13 protein-coding genes, 1 tRNA gene and 1 pseudogene are annotated in these 15748 nt (G+C 59.4%); 6 read left to right on the forward strand and 9 right to left on the reverse strand.

What is annotated here, in order from left to right; genetic code table 11:
• Positions 1-160 precede the first annotated feature (160 nt).
• A complete protein-coding gene (locus tag QOM10_RS15730) occupies positions 161-4117 on the forward strand; it encodes a hypothetical protein (protein WP_316916451.1) in 3957 nt (1318 codons plus the stop codon).
• A gap of 245 nt (positions 4118-4362) precedes the next feature.
• Here the strand turns inward: QOM10_RS15730 and QOM10_RS15735 are convergent.
• Both QOM10_RS15735 and QOM10_RS15740 read right to left on the reverse strand, forming a co-directional pair.
• Positions 4363-4458: transfer RNA gene (locus QOM10_RS15735), tRNA-Sec, on the reverse strand.
• Positions 4459-4497: 39 nt separating this feature from the next.
• A pseudogene (locus QOM10_RS15740) lies at positions 4498-4587 on the reverse strand (SelB C-terminal domain-containing protein); the annotation flags it as partial.
• A 418-nt stretch (positions 4588-5005) separates the two neighbouring features.
• Here QOM10_RS15740 and QOM10_RS15745 point away from each other — a divergent pair.
• The 4 genes from QOM10_RS15745 (at position 5006) to QOM10_RS15760 (ending at position 8385) form a co-directional block, all read left to right on the forward strand.
• The gene (locus QOM10_RS15745) at positions 5006-5281 is read left to right on the forward strand and encodes a DUF3077 domain-containing protein (protein WP_316916452.1); all 276 of its coding nucleotides are present in this window, start codon (positions 5006-5008) and stop codon (positions 5279-5281) included.
• Positions 5278-5544: a short-chain dehydrogenase gene (locus QOM10_RS15750; protein WP_150775626.1), complete on the forward strand. Its 267-nt coding sequence runs from the start codon at positions 5278-5280 to the stop codon at positions 5542-5544. The genes QOM10_RS15745 and QOM10_RS15750 overlap by 4 nt, the downstream gene beginning before the upstream one ends.
• Before the next feature lie 217 nt (positions 5545-5761).
• Entirely contained in the window at positions 5762-7990 is a 2229-nt protein-coding gene (locus QOM10_RS15755; RefSeq protein WP_316916453.1) for a TonB-dependent siderophore receptor, read from the forward strand.
• Between the two features lie 185 nt (positions 7991-8175).
• Positions 8176-8385, forward strand: a complete 210-nt coding sequence (locus QOM10_RS15760) for a hypothetical protein (protein WP_150649465.1) — start codon at positions 8176-8178, stop codon at positions 8383-8385.
• Positions 8386-8755: 370 nt separating this feature from the next.
• On the opposite strand, the gene QOM10_RS15765 is transcribed toward QOM10_RS15760, so the two are convergent.
• From QOM10_RS15765 to QOM10_RS15785, 5 genes are all read right to left on the reverse strand, one after another.
• Positions 8756-9253, reverse strand: a complete 498-nt coding sequence (locus QOM10_RS15765; protein WP_150775628.1) for a GNAT family N-acetyltransferase — start codon at positions 9251-9253, stop codon at positions 8756-8758.
• 168 nt (positions 9254-9421) lie between these two features.
• Positions 9422-10003, reverse strand: a complete 582-nt coding sequence (locus tag QOM10_RS15770; RefSeq protein ID WP_316916454.1) for a DinB family protein — start codon at positions 10001-10003, stop codon at positions 9422-9424.
• Between the two features lie 17 nt (positions 10004-10020).
• The gene (gene zapE, locus QOM10_RS15775; RefSeq protein WP_316916455.1) at positions 10021-11136 is read right to left on the reverse strand and encodes a cell division protein ZapE; all 1116 of its coding nucleotides are present in this window, start codon (positions 11134-11136) and stop codon (positions 10021-10023) included.
• A 22-nt stretch (positions 11137-11158) separates the two neighbouring features.
• Entirely contained in the window at positions 11159-11500 is a 342-nt protein-coding gene (locus tag QOM10_RS15780; RefSeq protein WP_127927907.1) for a nuclear transport factor 2 family protein, read from the reverse strand.
• Positions 11501-11551: 51 nt separating this feature from the next.
• Positions 11552-12268 carry a YafY family protein gene (locus QOM10_RS15785; RefSeq protein WP_316916456.1) on the reverse strand — a complete coding sequence of 239 codons (717 nt, stop codon included), beginning with the start codon at positions 12266-12268 and terminating at the stop codon, positions 11552-11554.
• A 201-nt stretch (positions 12269-12469) separates the two neighbouring features.
• On the opposite strand from QOM10_RS15785, the gene QOM10_RS15790 reads away from it, so the two are divergent.
• Positions 12470-13522, forward strand: coding sequence for an aldo/keto reductase (locus QOM10_RS15790; protein ID WP_316916457.1), 1053 nt, complete (start codon positions 12470-12472; stop codon positions 13520-13522).
• Between the two features lie 148 nt (positions 13523-13670).
• Here the strand turns inward: QOM10_RS15790 and speB are convergent, their stop codons facing one another.
• Together speB and QOM10_RS15800 are read right to left on the reverse strand one after the other, a co-directional pair.
• Positions 13671-14630, reverse strand: a complete 960-nt coding sequence (gene speB / locus QOM10_RS15795; protein WP_316916458.1) for an agmatinase — start codon at positions 14628-14630, stop codon at positions 13671-13673.
• 16 nt (positions 14631-14646) lie between these two features.
• Positions 14647-15738 (reverse strand): polyamine ABC transporter substrate-binding protein, encoded by a 1092-nt coding sequence (locus QOM10_RS15800; RefSeq protein ID WP_316916459.1) that lies wholly within the window; start codon positions 15736-15738, stop codon positions 14647-14649.
• Positions 15739-15748 lie beyond the last annotated feature (10 nt).

Consider the following 15748-nt stretch of genomic DNA (forward strand, 5'->3'; position numbering starts at 1 on the left):
GGAACAATCAATCTCCAAGGCTTTTTCAGCATCGACTCGCCCTCACCCAAAATCACCATCCGTCGGATTCAAGCCCGCACCTGTCAGATCTGACAGGTGCGCAAACTAACTTTTAGCCGTTCAATCACTCCGTCACTTTCCGCCACGGAGTCCCCCTCCCATGTCCGCCAAAGACCAGCCTGACAACGCCCCACTGATCCTCAATGAACTCAAGATCCCTGGCCGTACCGGGCCAGTGTCCGAAACGCCCAAGGTCTGGGGCATCAACCGCGCCGCGGCGCTGGACAATTTTCCGCGTCAGGGTCTGTTGTGCCAGGCCGGGCCTTGGGCGCCGATGAATCGCCTCGACAAACTGGTGATCTACAAGGACAAGACCCAGGAGATATTGCCAAAAACCGTTGATGAGAACGAAGTCGGCACCGAGCTGCAAATGTTCGTGGAGGCGCGGCATATCACCGAGGGCACATACACCTTGTCCTACAGCGTTACCCGGCAGGGCGGGACGGCCGAACATTCGCTAGAGATGCAGGTGCTGGTCAAGCTCACCCGCCCAGGTGGCGAGGATCATAGCGAAGAGCCGGGGCATCCGGATCTGGTCATGACCATCCCTGAGGAGATTCTCAAGGGGGGTATCGACGAGGATAACGTCGCCGCTGGCGTACTGATCACCATCGGCAACGCCGATGGCGAGCCACCCTATCCATTCGCCGCGGCCGGCGATGTGATCCGGGTTAGCTGGGGCGGCGTATTTGTACTCAGCGCCCCGCTGACCCAAGCGCAGGCTGATGGCACGGACTCAATCACCGTGAAGATCGAGGAAGGCAAAATCCGCAAGGCCGGCGACTCCGACGACTCGGGTCTGGCTGTGGTTTTCGAGGTTTACGATCTGGTCGACAATCGATCGTCGGACTGGAGTGTCGAACAACGGGTGTTGGTGGCAGTGGACACAACGCGCTTGGTCGCGCCATTGCTCAAGGAAGCGCTGAACAATGTGCTGGACGTCGACAAACTGGGCGACGCCGACGGCACAGCGCAGGTCTGGGTGTTAGGCTCCTCGTTCAAGGTCGGCGACATCCCCATCCTGACAATCAAGGGAACACCACAAGAAGGCCCGCCGGTTGATATTGAAGTGCTGGGTGAAGCCTTGGTCAGCGTGCCGACCACCCATGAAACCAAAATCGCCAATAGCCTCCTGCGCCAATTGGCAAAAAGCCAGATCGCCCTGTCCTATCGCCTGAAAAAGGCCGATGGCTCTGCTGATCTACGTGCCAAAACCCAGTTCATCCGCGCCATCGGCGAAGTCCAGCGGCTGGCCGCGCCGATCATGCTGGACGAGGACTCCGGGGCGCTGGACCCGACGCTGGCCCAGATACGCCTGGAGATTCCATTCGACAAATCCTTTGCCGAAGGACAGGTTCTCCAGCCAATCATGCTGGGCACCACCCCCGGTCTGAAGCCGTACCTGCCTGTTCTGCCGGCGCGCCTCATCACACGCAACGACATCATCGCGGAGGCACCGCTGGCGTACAGCATCGACGGCAAACACCTGGCCCCGGTCAACGGTGGCACGGCGGAGTTCTACTACCAGCAACTGATCGCGGATGCGGTACTCGCCACGCTGGACAAGTACGCAGCCACCCGCGCCATTCGCGAGTCGATCCACACCGACATACTGCAAGTCGGCGAACCGCGCCTGGAACTGCCTGAACCGGTGGTGGCTGGCGTGGTCGACGGGGTTCTGCCTGCCGACACCGCCGGCACAACCCTGACGGTGCCGTACACCGAAACGGTCAAAGGCGATGAAGTCTTCATGTTCTGGATCGGCTCGATCACCGGCGAATACCCCGATTCGATCAAGCTGAACGAATTCACCGCCGGTAAGCAAGTGCCGTTCACCATCCCGGCCGAGGAGATCAAGGGCAATGAAGGCGGGACGGTGATCGCTAGGTACGAAATCAAGCGTGCGGATGGGCGGACGAGTTATGCCGAGCCGTTGGAGTTCAGTGTCGGGGTGGCGCTGGAAAATCCTTTACCGTTGCCACAAATGCCGGAAGCCACAGGCAATGGTGCCAGCGTGACCCTGGCGCCACTCGACGCCCAAGCGGGCGCCCGCGTGATCGTGGCCTACACCGGCATGAACGAAACACATAACATCAAACTGAGCATGCTCGGGACACCCGGCGTCGGCTCACCGGAAATCCCCGCCAAACCGGGCGTCGCCAGCGGCAGCGTCGAGTTCCTGATTCCCGCCACAGCCATCGCAGCCAACATCGGCAATGAAACCAAAACCTTCACACTCAGCTACGAAGTCACCGCAGGCCAGACAACTCCATCTTTGCCTTTGACCGTCAGCGTCACGCCGCTGCCTGCGACAGAGCTGGACAAAATCAGCATTGAACAAGCCGAGGGCACGGTGCTGGATCTGGCGAAGGTGACGTTGGGCGCAACGATTCTCGCTGGCGTCTGGGCGTTTATAGCCGCCAATCATCGGGTAGGACTGAACTTCAAAGGTACGAAGAGTAACGGCGATGCCTTCCATCACGTGGTATGGCCGTGGCCGTCTTCCTACGTTAATCAAAACTGGTTCAACAGCGGTCAATACACACATACGCTGGCGTACAACGCCATCAAGGACCTGGCGGATGGCAGTCGGCTGGAGTTGTATTTCAAAGCGGCGTTGACGTTGAGTCGTGAGGAAGCCGAGGCGATTGATGCGCCGGTGAAGACGTACAAAATCAAGGCCTTGCCGACACCGCTCAAACCTTCCATCAAGGAAGCCGCCGGCAGCAACAGCCTGGATCCGATCGCCGCCAAGAACAGTTTGACCGTGGTGGTACCGCACTACGCCGGCATGGACGGAACCGACCAGATCAGCGTGACTTGGACCGGTGCAGACGGCACTCCGGCCGGCGGCTCGCACACCTCGACAGCTGTGCCGGTGGGCACAGTGGGCATCAAGGAGATTCCCATTCCCAACTCGGTGGTGGCCTTCAACTTGGGCAAGGCGGTGGTAGTGTTCTACACCGTAATTCGTAACGGTGCGTCGACGAAGTCGGGGGAGTTTGTTCTCAACGTGCAGGCGATCCCGGAGGAAGATGCCGAACTGCCGACCCCGACCATCGATCGAGCTCCCGACGAGGAGCTGGATCTCACCGATCTTGCCGACGATGCTCGCACGCGCATCGCCAAGTGGCCGCTGATTGCCGTCGGCCAGAAAGTCTGGCTGCGCTACAGCGGAATCGATGAGGACGACAATCCGTATGAGCGACTGTTTTATGACGGCGTCACTGTGGAGTTTGGCGACCTGAATGGTTTGTTGCCACTGGCCCCTGTTGAGGAACTGCGCACACTGAAGGGCGGCTCCGAGTTAAGGATTGAATTCAAAATCAGCTACGACAGTAGTACCAACGAAAATCAAGCAGTGACCGCCCCCATCAGGAGATACACCATCATGGCCACGCCGAAACTTTGCATCGACACCACTCCCCTTATTTTGGATGGTACTAATGTAGTCTTGACTGATCCGCAAAATCGCTGGTCGCGAACCGCCGATTCTATTGGGACGATAGAGCGTAGAGCCGCGTGCGGAGGAACTCCTCCCTACACATACGAATCAGAAGACCCAACCATTGCTTCAGTCGATGATAGAGGTGTTGTCCGTAGCACCGGGAATGGCGAAACAATAATCTCTGTTAAAGATTCCATGAATGTGGTCATAAGTTTCGAGGTGAGGACATCCAATGTTTATGAGCTAGCAATAACTGCGCAGACCTTTCCAACGTCTATGGCCGCCACGGCTGGCATAAGCGCCGTGGGGGGAACTATGATCGACTATAAAAACGCTGCGGAAATAATAAAAATCATTACAGCGTTGAGTCATGCGTACTACCCCCTCCAGCTCCCCTACGCTTCAAATATTATAGAGCGTTTCTACACTGGCAACCTCATCAACGACGGTTATCCCAAACAGTTCTGGGAAGTGACTGTTGGGTCCTTCTTATCAACGCGTCCAGAGCAATGGGGACCGGGCTTTGTGTACCAAGGGTACTGGATGCATGTAAATGGGAGCAGTGGCGGTGGAACCTGGCCTGCCTTGCGGGCAATTTACCTCATGTGAATCTAACGGTCTTAGGACGAGCAAATAAAAATGGTTCTATCATATTAAGGCAGCGGAATTAGCAGGAAAAGCGAGACTAAACGGGGCGACTAAACGGGACTAAACGGGACTAAACGGGACGGGACTAAACGGGGCCAGACTACGTTTTTCCAGCATTCCGGATTAAAAGATCGCAGCCTTCGGCAGCTCCTACAAATACTCGTGTAGGCGCTACCGAATGCTGCGATCTTTTGTTTTTTGAGAGCTGGCGGAAGGCAGCCGGAGTCGAACCTGACCGGGAACGGATGCCCTGCCCGACCGGGTTTGAAGCCCGGCCGCGCCACCGGGCGCGATTGCCTTCCTTTAAATCATTGTGCGTCGACGTGGGTCAGCGCGTTTTCTTAGCGGATCTGACGCGATTCACCGATGCGCCTCGTCAGACCAACACGATCAAAATATTCCAGAGACTGAATACAGCGTCTACGTCCCAGGCTGGTGGAACATCAATTGATGACACCTCACCATTTTGTCGACGTGGGCTCTGCGATATTCAGCATCATTGGGCGCTCATCAATGGTCATCGCGAGTAGCCTTTCTCCTACAAGAAAGCCCGGCAAATTCCGGAAGATTGCAGCGGTTGACTGACCTGCTCTCACTCCCTATCCTCGCGCCTGTCACGACTCATTCGTGATCGGGTTTGACGGCTCGGACTTCCTTACTACGCGCATAGCCTTTCTCTGCTCGTGCACTTTTGTGCCCGCTCATTGCCTATGGTGACTGTGTGTGGGGCATCTTCGGATGCGCCGGGTTTGTGAGGACCGGTCCGTCAACCTGCGCACAGTTGCCACCCATTCGTTTGACGGCGATCAAGTGGCAGCTCTCTTTAACTCTGAAAGAGATACCTCACTTATGAAGCAAGCAAACACAGCCTCGACTCCCTGCGACCACGTCGCTCACCACCCTTTCCGCGTCCGTCCCGACCTCTCGCTCCTCGATGCCCTCGAACACGCGGCCGTCTACCTCAACTGCGCCGAAGCCCTCGCTCACCAAGCCCCTAGCGTCGCTCGCCCGGATCACAGCAGCTCACTGCGCTGGGCCAGCCAGCAAATGCTCGCCAACGCCCGCGCACTGGTCCTGGCTTCCATCGCCGGTCAGCATGCCGCTCAGACCAGAGGTGACGTATGAAAGCGCACCTTTCGATGACCCACAACGAGGACAGCATTCCGGTGTTACTGGTCTCCACCGAAGCACCACTGGATGTCTTGCACGCTAGCGCGGCCAGTCGCTTTTTGGCGGTGACGCAGATGATGGAAAGTCTGGCCAGTCTGGATATCTCGTCCGCCAAAGGCGCCGATGTGCAGCAACTGGCCCATGCAGCGGCGATGTTGTTGCGTGATGGCTGTGACGTGATGGATGTGCTGGGCCGGCAGATTCGTTTGCGGGTCTGATATCGGCAAGATCAAAAGATCGCAGCCTTCGGCAGCTCCTACAGGGATCGGTGCAGGCGCTGCCGAATGCTGCGATCTTTTACGTTTGAACCGTGGTCGAGCCAACCGCTGAAACACTTTCAAATAACAATATTTCTCGTTTGATACTAAATCCCCGCCCCACGCCTCGTCTTTGAACAAACGGATTTTTTCCCTCGAAGACAAGGAGTCGGCTGCGATGTTCGCGCCCATTACCCGTTCCATGACCCTCACCCTCGGCCTGTGCAGCGCTGCCTTCAGCGCCGGTCTGCTGGCTGAAACCGAAACCGAAAAGCCGCTGAAACCCAGCAACACAGCGCTGGAGCTGGCCGAGACCAACGTCAGTGCGCAAGGCTTGGGCACGACCACCGAAAACACCGAGTCCTACACCACCGGCGCGATGAGCACCGCTACTCGCCTGAACCTGTCGATCAAGGAAACTCCGCAATCTGTCTCGGTGATCACACGTCAGCAGATGGATGATTTCAAACTCGGTACATTGTCCGAGGCCATGCGCCAGACCACGGGCATTGTGGTGCAGCATCTGGATTCCGATCGGGTCAGCTATTCGTCGCGCGGTTATGCGATCAACAACTTCCAGATCGACGGGATGCTCAACACCTTCGATCGCATGAAGTCCGATTCCGACACGATTATTTACGACCGCATCGAGGTGGTGCGCGGCGCCACCGGGTTGACCACAGGTGCGGGTGATCCGTCGGCGACCATCAACATGGTGCGCAAACGCCCGACCGCGCAATGGCAAGCGCTGGCCGGGGTCAGTGGTGGCAGTTACGACAATTACTACAGCTACGTCGATGTCGGCGGGCCGTTGGCTTTCGACGGTCGTCTTCGCGGACACACCGTGCTGGCCTATCGCGACAACCAGTCGATCAAAGACAAGTACGCGCTGCAACGGGAAGTCGGATATGGCGTGCTCGAGGCGGATCTGACCGATTCCACCGTGCTGGCGGTCGGTTACGACTATCAGAACAAGCATGTGCAAGGTTCGTCCTGGGGCACCGTGCCCTACTGGAATGCCGATGGCAGCAAGGCCGGTCTGGGACGTTCGACCAACATGGCGACGTCGTGGAGTTCCTGGCCGCTGCAGGACAAAACCGCGTTCGCTACTCTCGATCAGCAACTGGCCGGCGGCTGGCGCCTGAAAGCGGCGTACACCCACCGCGACAGCAATACCGACGGCAAGGTCTATTACGCTGGCACCGGATATCCCGAGCCCGACCGCAGCGGCATGAGCGCCTACACCTCGCACATGATCGGCACGCAGAAAATGCAGGCGTATGACTTCAATGTCTCCGGCCCCTACTCGCTGCTGGGCCGCGAGCACGAAATGATGTTCGGCTACGGCGAGGCCGAGCGCCGCTCGAACTCTCCGTACACCATCGCCAGCCCACGCCCCAGAGGTTACGGGACTATTCGGGACTGGAAATACATGGGCGATATCGCCAAATTCAGTGACACCGTCACCGATCTCACCGGCGCCAAGGACGATACCCGGCAGAAAGCCGGATACATCGCCACGCGCCTGAGCCTGACCGATGAACTGCACGCGGTGCTGGGCAGTCGCTACGGCAGCTGGCAAGCCTCCAGCACCACCAACAGCTACAACGCCAATCGACAGCTGACCAAAGTCGATTACACCAGCCAGAAACAGAATGACGTCTGGACGCCTTACGCCGGGCTGCTATATGACCTGACCCCGGAATACACGGTGTACGTGAGTTACACCGACATCTTCAAACCCCAGGGCAATCGCGACAAGAATCGCAAGTACATCGACCCGGTGGTGGGTAAAAACTATGAGCTGGGCCTCAAGGGCAGTTTGCTCGAGGAACGCCTGAATCTGTCCACGGCGCTGTTCTGGAGCAAGCAGGATAATGTTGCTGAAGTGGACAATTCGGTGCCGGCGGATCCGGTTACCCGCGAACAGTTCTACAAGTCCGGTGGCAAGGGCAACAAGGTCAACGGCTTTGAAGCTGAAGTGTCCGGGGAAATTCTTCGTGGCTGGAACATGACTGCCGGATACACCTACACACACTCGGTCGACGGCGAAAGCGAGCGCACCAACACCAATCAGCCCATGAACCTGTTGCGTGTGTCCACCGCGTATCGTCTGCCGGGCGAATGGCAGGCGCTGACCGTGGGCGGCGCGGTGAACTGGCAAAGCGATATGTATGGCACCGCGCCCCGACCGGTTGGCCTCGACACCGAAGAGACACGCATCAACCAGAGCGGCTACACCGTGGTCAACCTGATGTCGCGGTATGAGTTCGACAGGCACCTGTCAGCATCGCTGAACGTCAACAATCTGTTCGACAAGAAATATTACGACAACGTCGGCTTCTACGACGGCGTGTATTGGGGAGATCCGCGCACGCTAACGGTGAGTCTCGACTGGAAGCTCTGACCCGCCCCCCTCTGACGCGGTGCGCCTGGGTCGATGGGTGCCGCGTCTGTCAGATATCGCTCTGCAACCTGCTGCAAAACCTACACTGAACGAGCGTTAACCCCGTGTTAATTCACACGGGAGAGACTCCTCTCGAGTTCTGATTCATGGATGAAACGGCTCCCACTTGTTCAGTAGGAGGCACCATGAAAATCGCTACCGTAATCCTTGCCGGGCTGTTTGCCCTGGGTTCTGCCAGCGTCTTCGCCGAAGGCGGCGCTGAGCGCATGCGGTATTACTACGACAACTTCCCGGTTCACCACGCCCAGAGCGCGCAGCAGAGCGACGCCAACGCGAAAGAAATTCGCGTTCCTGCCGACCAGACCGCGCAAGTGACCGAGTCCTATCGCGACTGAGATTGACCGAGCAACCGATGGACCTCCCGTGGCTCCGCTCTGGCCTGGGAGAAGACAGTTGGGCGCCCTGATTGGGGCGCCTTTTTTTTGTGTTCATTCTGTTGATTAATCAGGAATGGGTGTCCGGCTTTCGACTTGTGGTGAATTCGCCCCTCACCCCAGCCCTCTCCCGAGGGAGAGGGAGAGGGAGAGGGAGAGGGAGCTGTGTTGTGGTGTTTTCAGGATCGCCGTTTGCCTGTAGGCAGGTTTGGCGTTTGATTTGTGGGCTTTTCAAACCTGAGTGCGGCTCGATGTTTCAGGTCGGCGTACCTCGACCCATCACCTCGGTCAGTCCCCTCTCCCTCCGGGAGAGGGTTAGGGTGAGGGGCTTTCAGGCTTGCAAATTCTTGATCCAGAACAGCATGCGCCCGTAATTCGGGTCGAACATGCCTGGCGCGAAGCCGAATTTGCCGTAAGCATTCTGCGCGACGGCGTTGCCTTCCAGCACTTCGAGGGTAATCTTGCAGCAGCCACGCTGGCGGGCAATTTCCTCGACTTTTTGCAGCATTTTCTGGCTCAGTCCGAGGCCACGAAACTGGCCCACCACCGCCACGTCGTGAACGTTGACCAGCGGTTTGCAGGCAAACGTGGAAAACCCTTCAAAGCAGTTCACCAGCCCCGCCGGCTCGCCACCGACAAAGGCCAGCACGCTGAACGCATGCGGTCGCCGGGCCAGTTCTTCAGGCAGACGACGCAGCAGATCAGAGTCAAGCGAATGACCGCCGCCCATAGGGTCTTCAGCATAATGATTGAGCACAATACCGATGGCCTCGGCGTGCGTTGGATTGCTGTAGCTGGCTTGAAGTACAAGAATCTCTGTGGAATCCATTTCCATCCCCGAACACACAAAAGCCCCATCACGCAAAGTGCGCACTGAAAGGCTGTCTGACCTTAGCGCGGGGATGATCCGGCGGGCAACCCGCAAGATCGCAGCCTTCGGCAGCTCCTGCAGGTAATCAGATGCAGGAGCTGCCGAAGGTTGCGATCCTTTGCTTGGTCAGTGCCCCCAGATCAGTTCCTCGGTCCAGCCGAGTTCGGCGAAATCTTCGGCACGCAGAGCACTTTCGCCGACACAGAAGAACTCATCCAGTTGCGGCGGTTTCACCGACGTGTCGCTGAGCATCGCGTGCACCTGGCCGCGGTGATGAAGCTGATGCTCGAACAGGTGCGAAAGCATGCGCAAACGGCTGTCGTGCTGCGGCGTGTCGCGGGCGATGGTGACGATTCGGCCCAGATCGGCATCGCACAGTTGCTCGCAATAGGCGATCAGGCGCCGATCAACGTGGGCCTGCTCTTCGCGCAGTGGTGGGCCGTCGGTAAATGGCTCATCCGCATTGAAAAACACATAGCAGTCGGGATGCGGCTCGTCCCCACGCAACTCGCGTTCCAGTGCATCGACGTAGAACCAGTCGCAGGTGAGGATGTGATTGAGGGTCAGACGAATGCTCGGAAAAAAACTCACCCGAGGCGCGGCCAGATCTGCCGCTTCGAGCTGGCTCCAGGCCTTGGCCAGACGATGATTGGCCCAGGCATTCTGGTAAGCCATCGTCAGCAGATGATGGGAAAGCGGTTGGCTCATGTCGGCACCCTCTTCACTCAAGCTTCGGCAAAGCGCTGCAGCTGCATCTCCTGCAAGCGACTGAGGGTGCGGCGGAACGGGAATTCCAGATAACCCTCGGTGTACAGCGCAGCCATTGGCACTTGCGCCTCGATGTACAGCGGCACCTTGCGGTCATAGCACTCGTCGACCAGCGCAATGAAACGTCGCACGCCGTCGTCGTGGACCGACAGTTGCGGCAACTCACGGTCACCCGCCACCACCCGCTGCGCGCCGTCTTCGGTGCCACGCGCGATGCGCCCTTCGCGTTTCTGTGCGCTGAGATTGGGTACTTCGCTCAACAGAATAGCCGTGTAACGGTCGCACAGTGCGATGAAATCCATGGCGGCGAACGGTTGCTCGCAGAGATCCGCATAGCGACACCACAACACCGCTTCACTGGCCTGCACCACGTTCAACTGGCGATGCCCGACCGACACCGGTTCGCGGCTGGCCGGTTGCCCGGCGGTCAAAGCCTGAAACACTTCGTCCAGCGCACTGAGCGAGGACGTGGCCACAAAGTAACGTTGCAGACCTGCGCCCGGATGCAGTCGATGATCCTCGGCACCATTCACCGCGACCACCTGCATATGCGCCTTGATCGCGGCAATCGCCGGGACAAAACGGTCGCGGTTGAAGCCGTCGGCGTACAGATCATCCGGCGGCAGATTGGACGTGCACACGATGACCACGCCTTCGTCGAACATCACCTGAAACAGCCGACCAAGAATGATCGCGTCACCGATGTCGTTGACGAACAGCTCATCGAAGCACAGCACCCGCACCTCCGCCGCCAGCTCTTTGGCCAGCACGCGCAACGGATCGGCAATCCCGGTCAACTGGAACGAGCGCTGATGCACCCAGCCCATGAAGTGATGAAAGTGTTGGCGTCGCGCCGGCACCCGCAGGCTCTGATAGAACTGATCCATCAGCCAGGTCTTGCCACGCCCGACCGGCCCCCACAGATAAACGCCGGTGACCGAACGGGCACCGGCGTGCAGGGCTTCGTGGCATTTTTGCAGCGCCCAGACCGCGTGTTCCTGGGCTTCATCCTGGATGAAGCCTTTGTGTTGAACGGCGTGTTGCCAGGCGCTGAGGGGGGAGTCGAAAGTCATGCGCGGCAGTATGCCACGATGCTTACAGGGAAATATCCAGGCGGGCGATTTTCCCCTGCTCGTTCAAGCGGAACGTATAACGCAGCTGGGCCGGGCTGCCGGGAAATGTCCCGGAAATCAGTCCGTGCACCAGCACTTTGCCGGTGCGTTGCTGGACCTCCAGCACTTCGACCCGAGGCTGATAGCGTTGCCCGGTGTCTTGCATCCATTGTGCAATGGCGTGCGGGCCGACCTGATGCTGGCCCTCGTCGAACACGTTGGCATCCTCGGCAAAAAAACTGGCGACCCGCGAGGTGTCACGTGCGTTGGCCGCATCGATATACGCAGCGATGGCCGGGGCCAGTGTAGAGGCGGGATGAGACATGATTGCAGCTCCTTTTGTGTGGTTCTGCCGTCATCGTAAAGCAGCGTTGCGTCAGTTTTTGTCAGGAGTGAATCGCCCGCTTTCATCCAGTTGCATCTGCTCGCGCCAGGTGCGCAACCAGTCGCTGCGGCGCCCCGGATAACCATCACCCTGACGCCTGGCGGCGCTGATCCGGTCAGTGCGAAATGTACGGTAGGCGCCGCGCAATTCGCACCACGCAACGATGATCCGCACCTCATTGAGAAAGCCCAGCGCCAATGGCCAGATCAGCCGCTGACTGGGCACCTGTTGCGCGTCGGCGTAATCGATGTGCAGTTTGGCCTGGTCGCGGATGGCGTGGCGAAACACATTCAACGGCACGGCGTTTTGCGGAAAACCATAGCCCGGCGGCCCCGGCATCACCGTGGGATTACGCAGCGCTTCCTGGGCCTGCGGATCGAGCACGGCGGCAATTTTCGCCAGCGCATCCGCCGCCGCTTTGCCGAGGACTTCGTCACCGCGCTGATCGACGTAGCGCAAACCGAGGACGATGGCTTCGGTCTCTTCGGCGTTGAGCATCAGCGGCGGCAGAAACAGGCCGCTGCGCAGCACATAACCGATCCCCGCCTCGCCACGGATCGGCGCGCCGAGGGCAGTCAGTTCAGCGATATCGCGATAGAGCGTACGCTCGGACACTTCCAGCTCGGCGGCGAGGATTGCCGCCGTGACCGGGCGTTTCTTGCCGCGCAGCACTTGCAGCAAAGTCAAAAGACGAGTGGTACGCGACACGATGGCCAGGCTCAACAGGGAAAAGTGCTCGCAGCTTAGCAGAGGCTGGTGTCAGAAAATGGCAGGAGCGTAGCGAGGCTGATGAGCTGGTTTTACCGTTGAGCGGCAAGCGTCTTGACAGTGAATATTATCGACATCATATTGACCAAATATTTCGAGCGTAATTTTTACAACTGATGAATTTCCACCGAGGGCGTTGCCATGCATTACAAGGTTTTTGGTCGCAAAACCGGTCTGCGTGTTTCTGAACTGGCGCTGGGCGCCGGCAATTTCGGCACCGGTTGGGGCCACGGCGCCGAACGTGACGAAGCCAAGCGCATCTTTGATGGCTTCCTCGATGCCGGCGGCAATTTCATTGATACCGCCAATGGTTATCAGGGCGGACAGTCGGAATCGATGCTCAGTGAATTCATTGCCCCGGAGCGCGATCGCCTGGTGATCGCCACCAAATACAGCATGGGCACGACCCCGGCCGACGGCATTTCCCACACCGGCAACAGCCGGAAAAACATGGTTCGCGCGGTAGAAGAAAGCCTTAAACGCTTGAACACCGATCACATTGATCTGTTCTGGGCGCACGTGACCGATGGCGTGACGCCGATGGAAGAAATTCTCCGCGGTTTTGATGATCTGGTGCGCGCGGGCAAAATCCACTATGCCGGTTTGTCGAACTTCCCGGCGTGGCGCGTTTCCCGCGCTGACGTGTTGGCGGAGCTGCGCGGCTTTGCGCCGATAGTCGCGATACAGGTCGAATACAGCCTCGCTGAACGCAGCGCCGAGCGCGAGTTACTGCCAATGGCCGAAGCACTTGGACTGGCGGCAACCCTGTGGTCACCCTTGGCGGGTGGGTTCCTCACGGGCAAATATCGCGGCGGCGATGACAATAACCGTGCGAGCAAACTCGGCATGCTGGTGCATGCGGAAAAAAGCGCCCGCGAAACCGCCCTGCTCGATACGTTGCTGGCGGTGGCCGCAGAAATCGGCGCCAGCCCGACGCACGTCGCCATCGCCTGGTTGCGCGAAAAAGCCCGCCGTTCGACGACTGCACTGATCCCGATCCTCGGCTCGCGCACCCGCGAACAACTGGACGCCACCCTTGGCGCACTCGACGTGCAACTGAGCGAACAGCACTTGGCGCGCCTTGATGAAATCAGCGTCGTGCCGGCGGGTGTACCGCACGAGACGATTACCAGTGCCGCGCCTCGCTTTACCGGTCCGCAAACGTTGGACCTGCCGATCATCCCGGTAGCCTGACCCGCCTCGCGTCGCCACGGGATAATCGTTCCCACGCTCCCGCGTGGGAATGCCTCAACGGACGCTCCGCGTTCGGCCCTAGAGGGGACGCGGAGCGTCCCAGGCTGCATTCCCACGCAGAGCGTGGGAACGATCATTGGCGGCCGGTTTAGCGATCGACCTTGTGGCGGGCGGCGTAGAGGCAGAGCATTTCCATCGCCAGTGTCGCGGCGGCCAATGAGGTGACATCGGCGTGGTCGTAGGCCGGGGCGACTTCCACCAGGTCCATCCCGACCAGATTGATCCCACGCAAACCACCGAGAATTTCCAGCGCTTGTACGGTGCTCAAACCGCCGCAGACAGGCGTTCCGGTTCCGGGTGCAAACGCCGGATCCAGGCAATCGATGTCGAACGTCAGATACACCGGGTTATCGCCCACCCGCGCGCGAATCGCTTCGACAATCGCCTCACAGCCCCGCCGATGGACCTGCCGCGCATCCAGCACCTGGAAACCCATGTGATCGTCATTGGTGGTGCGCAAACCGATCTGCACCGAGCGCGCCGGATCAACCAACCCTTCGCGAGCGGCGTGCCAGAACATCGTGCCATGGTCGACCCGCTTGCCCTCCTCGTCCGGCCAGGTGTCGCTGTGCGCATCGAAGTGGATCAGCGACAGCGTGCCGTGCTTGCGTGCATGCGCTTTCAGCAACGGGTAGCTGATGAAGTGATCACCGCCAAACGTCAGCATCGCGCTGCCGGCGTTGAGAATCTGCTCGGCGTGGGCTTCGATGCTTTCCGGGATGCTGTGGGGTGAGCCGTAATCGAAGTCGCAGTCGCCGTAATCGATGACAGCCAAATGATCAAACGGATCGAACGTCCATGGCCAGTGACGTTCCCAGGCGATCCCGGTGGAAGCCGCACGAATCCCCCGTGGCCCGAAACGAGCGCCGGGGCGGTTGCTGGTAGCGGTGTCGAACGGCACGCCGCTGACCGCGACATCGACGCCGCGCAAGTCACGGCTGTAGCGCCGGCGCATGAAACTGGTGATGCCGGCGTAGGTGCTTTCGGCGGCGGTGCCGTAGAGGCTGTCGCGGGTCATCGCCTGATCGTTTTGCATGGGCACATCCATCGTGGTGCTCCTGTTGTTATTGATGGCTACGGAAAGTGGTCCACAGACGCGTGCGCTGGCGCATGTCCTTGAGGCTCATGCTGCGATCGGCGTAGAGCCGCGCACGCACGTCGCTCGGCGGATAGATGTCGGGATCGTTGCGCACCGCCTCGTCCACCAATGGCGTGGCGGCCCGGTTGGCGGTGGCAAAGAACAAGGTATTGGTCAGTTCGGCCACCGAGTCGGGGCGCAGCATGAACTCGATGAACGCCCGTGCGGCCTCGGGGTGCGGCGCGTCTTGGGGGATGGCCAGATTGTCCTGCCATACCAGCGTGCCTTCCTTGGGAATGCGGTACGCCACTTCGAACGCTTTATTGGCTTTGCGCGCCTGATCTGCGGCCATGCTCGCGTCGCCGTTGTAGGTCAGCGCGAGGCACACGTTGCCGCTGGCCAGATCATTGATCTGCCGGCCGGTGGCAACGTAGAGCACCGACGGCTGGAGTTGCTGCAACAACGCTTCGGCGGCAGCCAGATCGTTCTTGTCGGTGCTGTAGGGATCCTTGCCCAAGTAATGCAGGGCCAGACCAATGACCTCCTGCGGCGAATCGAGAATGGCGATGCCGCAGTCCTTGAGCTTGCTGGCGTTCTGCGGTTTGAACAGCAGGTCGAGGCTGTTCAGCGGCACATCAGGCAGACGCTGCTTCACCGCCTCGACATTCATGCCCAGCCCCAACGTGCCCCAGGTATACGGCACGCCATAGCGATTGCCGGGGTCGACGGCGGCCATTTTCTCCAGCAAATCCGGATCAAGATTGGCGTAGCCCTTAAGCCCCTCGTGAGGGATTTCCTTCAACGCGCCGGCCGCCAGCCCCCGCGCCAGCACGCTGGACGACGGCACCACCACGTCATACCCGCTGCCGCCAGTGAGCAACCTGGTTTCCAGCACCTCGGAGGTATCGAACGTGTCATAACGCACATGAATGCCGGTTTTCTGCTCGAACCGTTGCAGGGTTGACGGCGGCACGTAGTCGGCCCAGCTATAGAGATTGAGGGTCTTGTCCTCGGCCTGAGCCTGAACAGCCACGGACAACAGCAGCACGGGGAAACACAGCTTGAACACGGGAGCCATGACGAACACC

This window comes from Pseudomonas sp. P108 (assembly GCF_032613195.1).
GTDB lineage: Bacteria > Pseudomonadota > Gammaproteobacteria > Pseudomonadales > Pseudomonadaceae > Aquipseudomonas.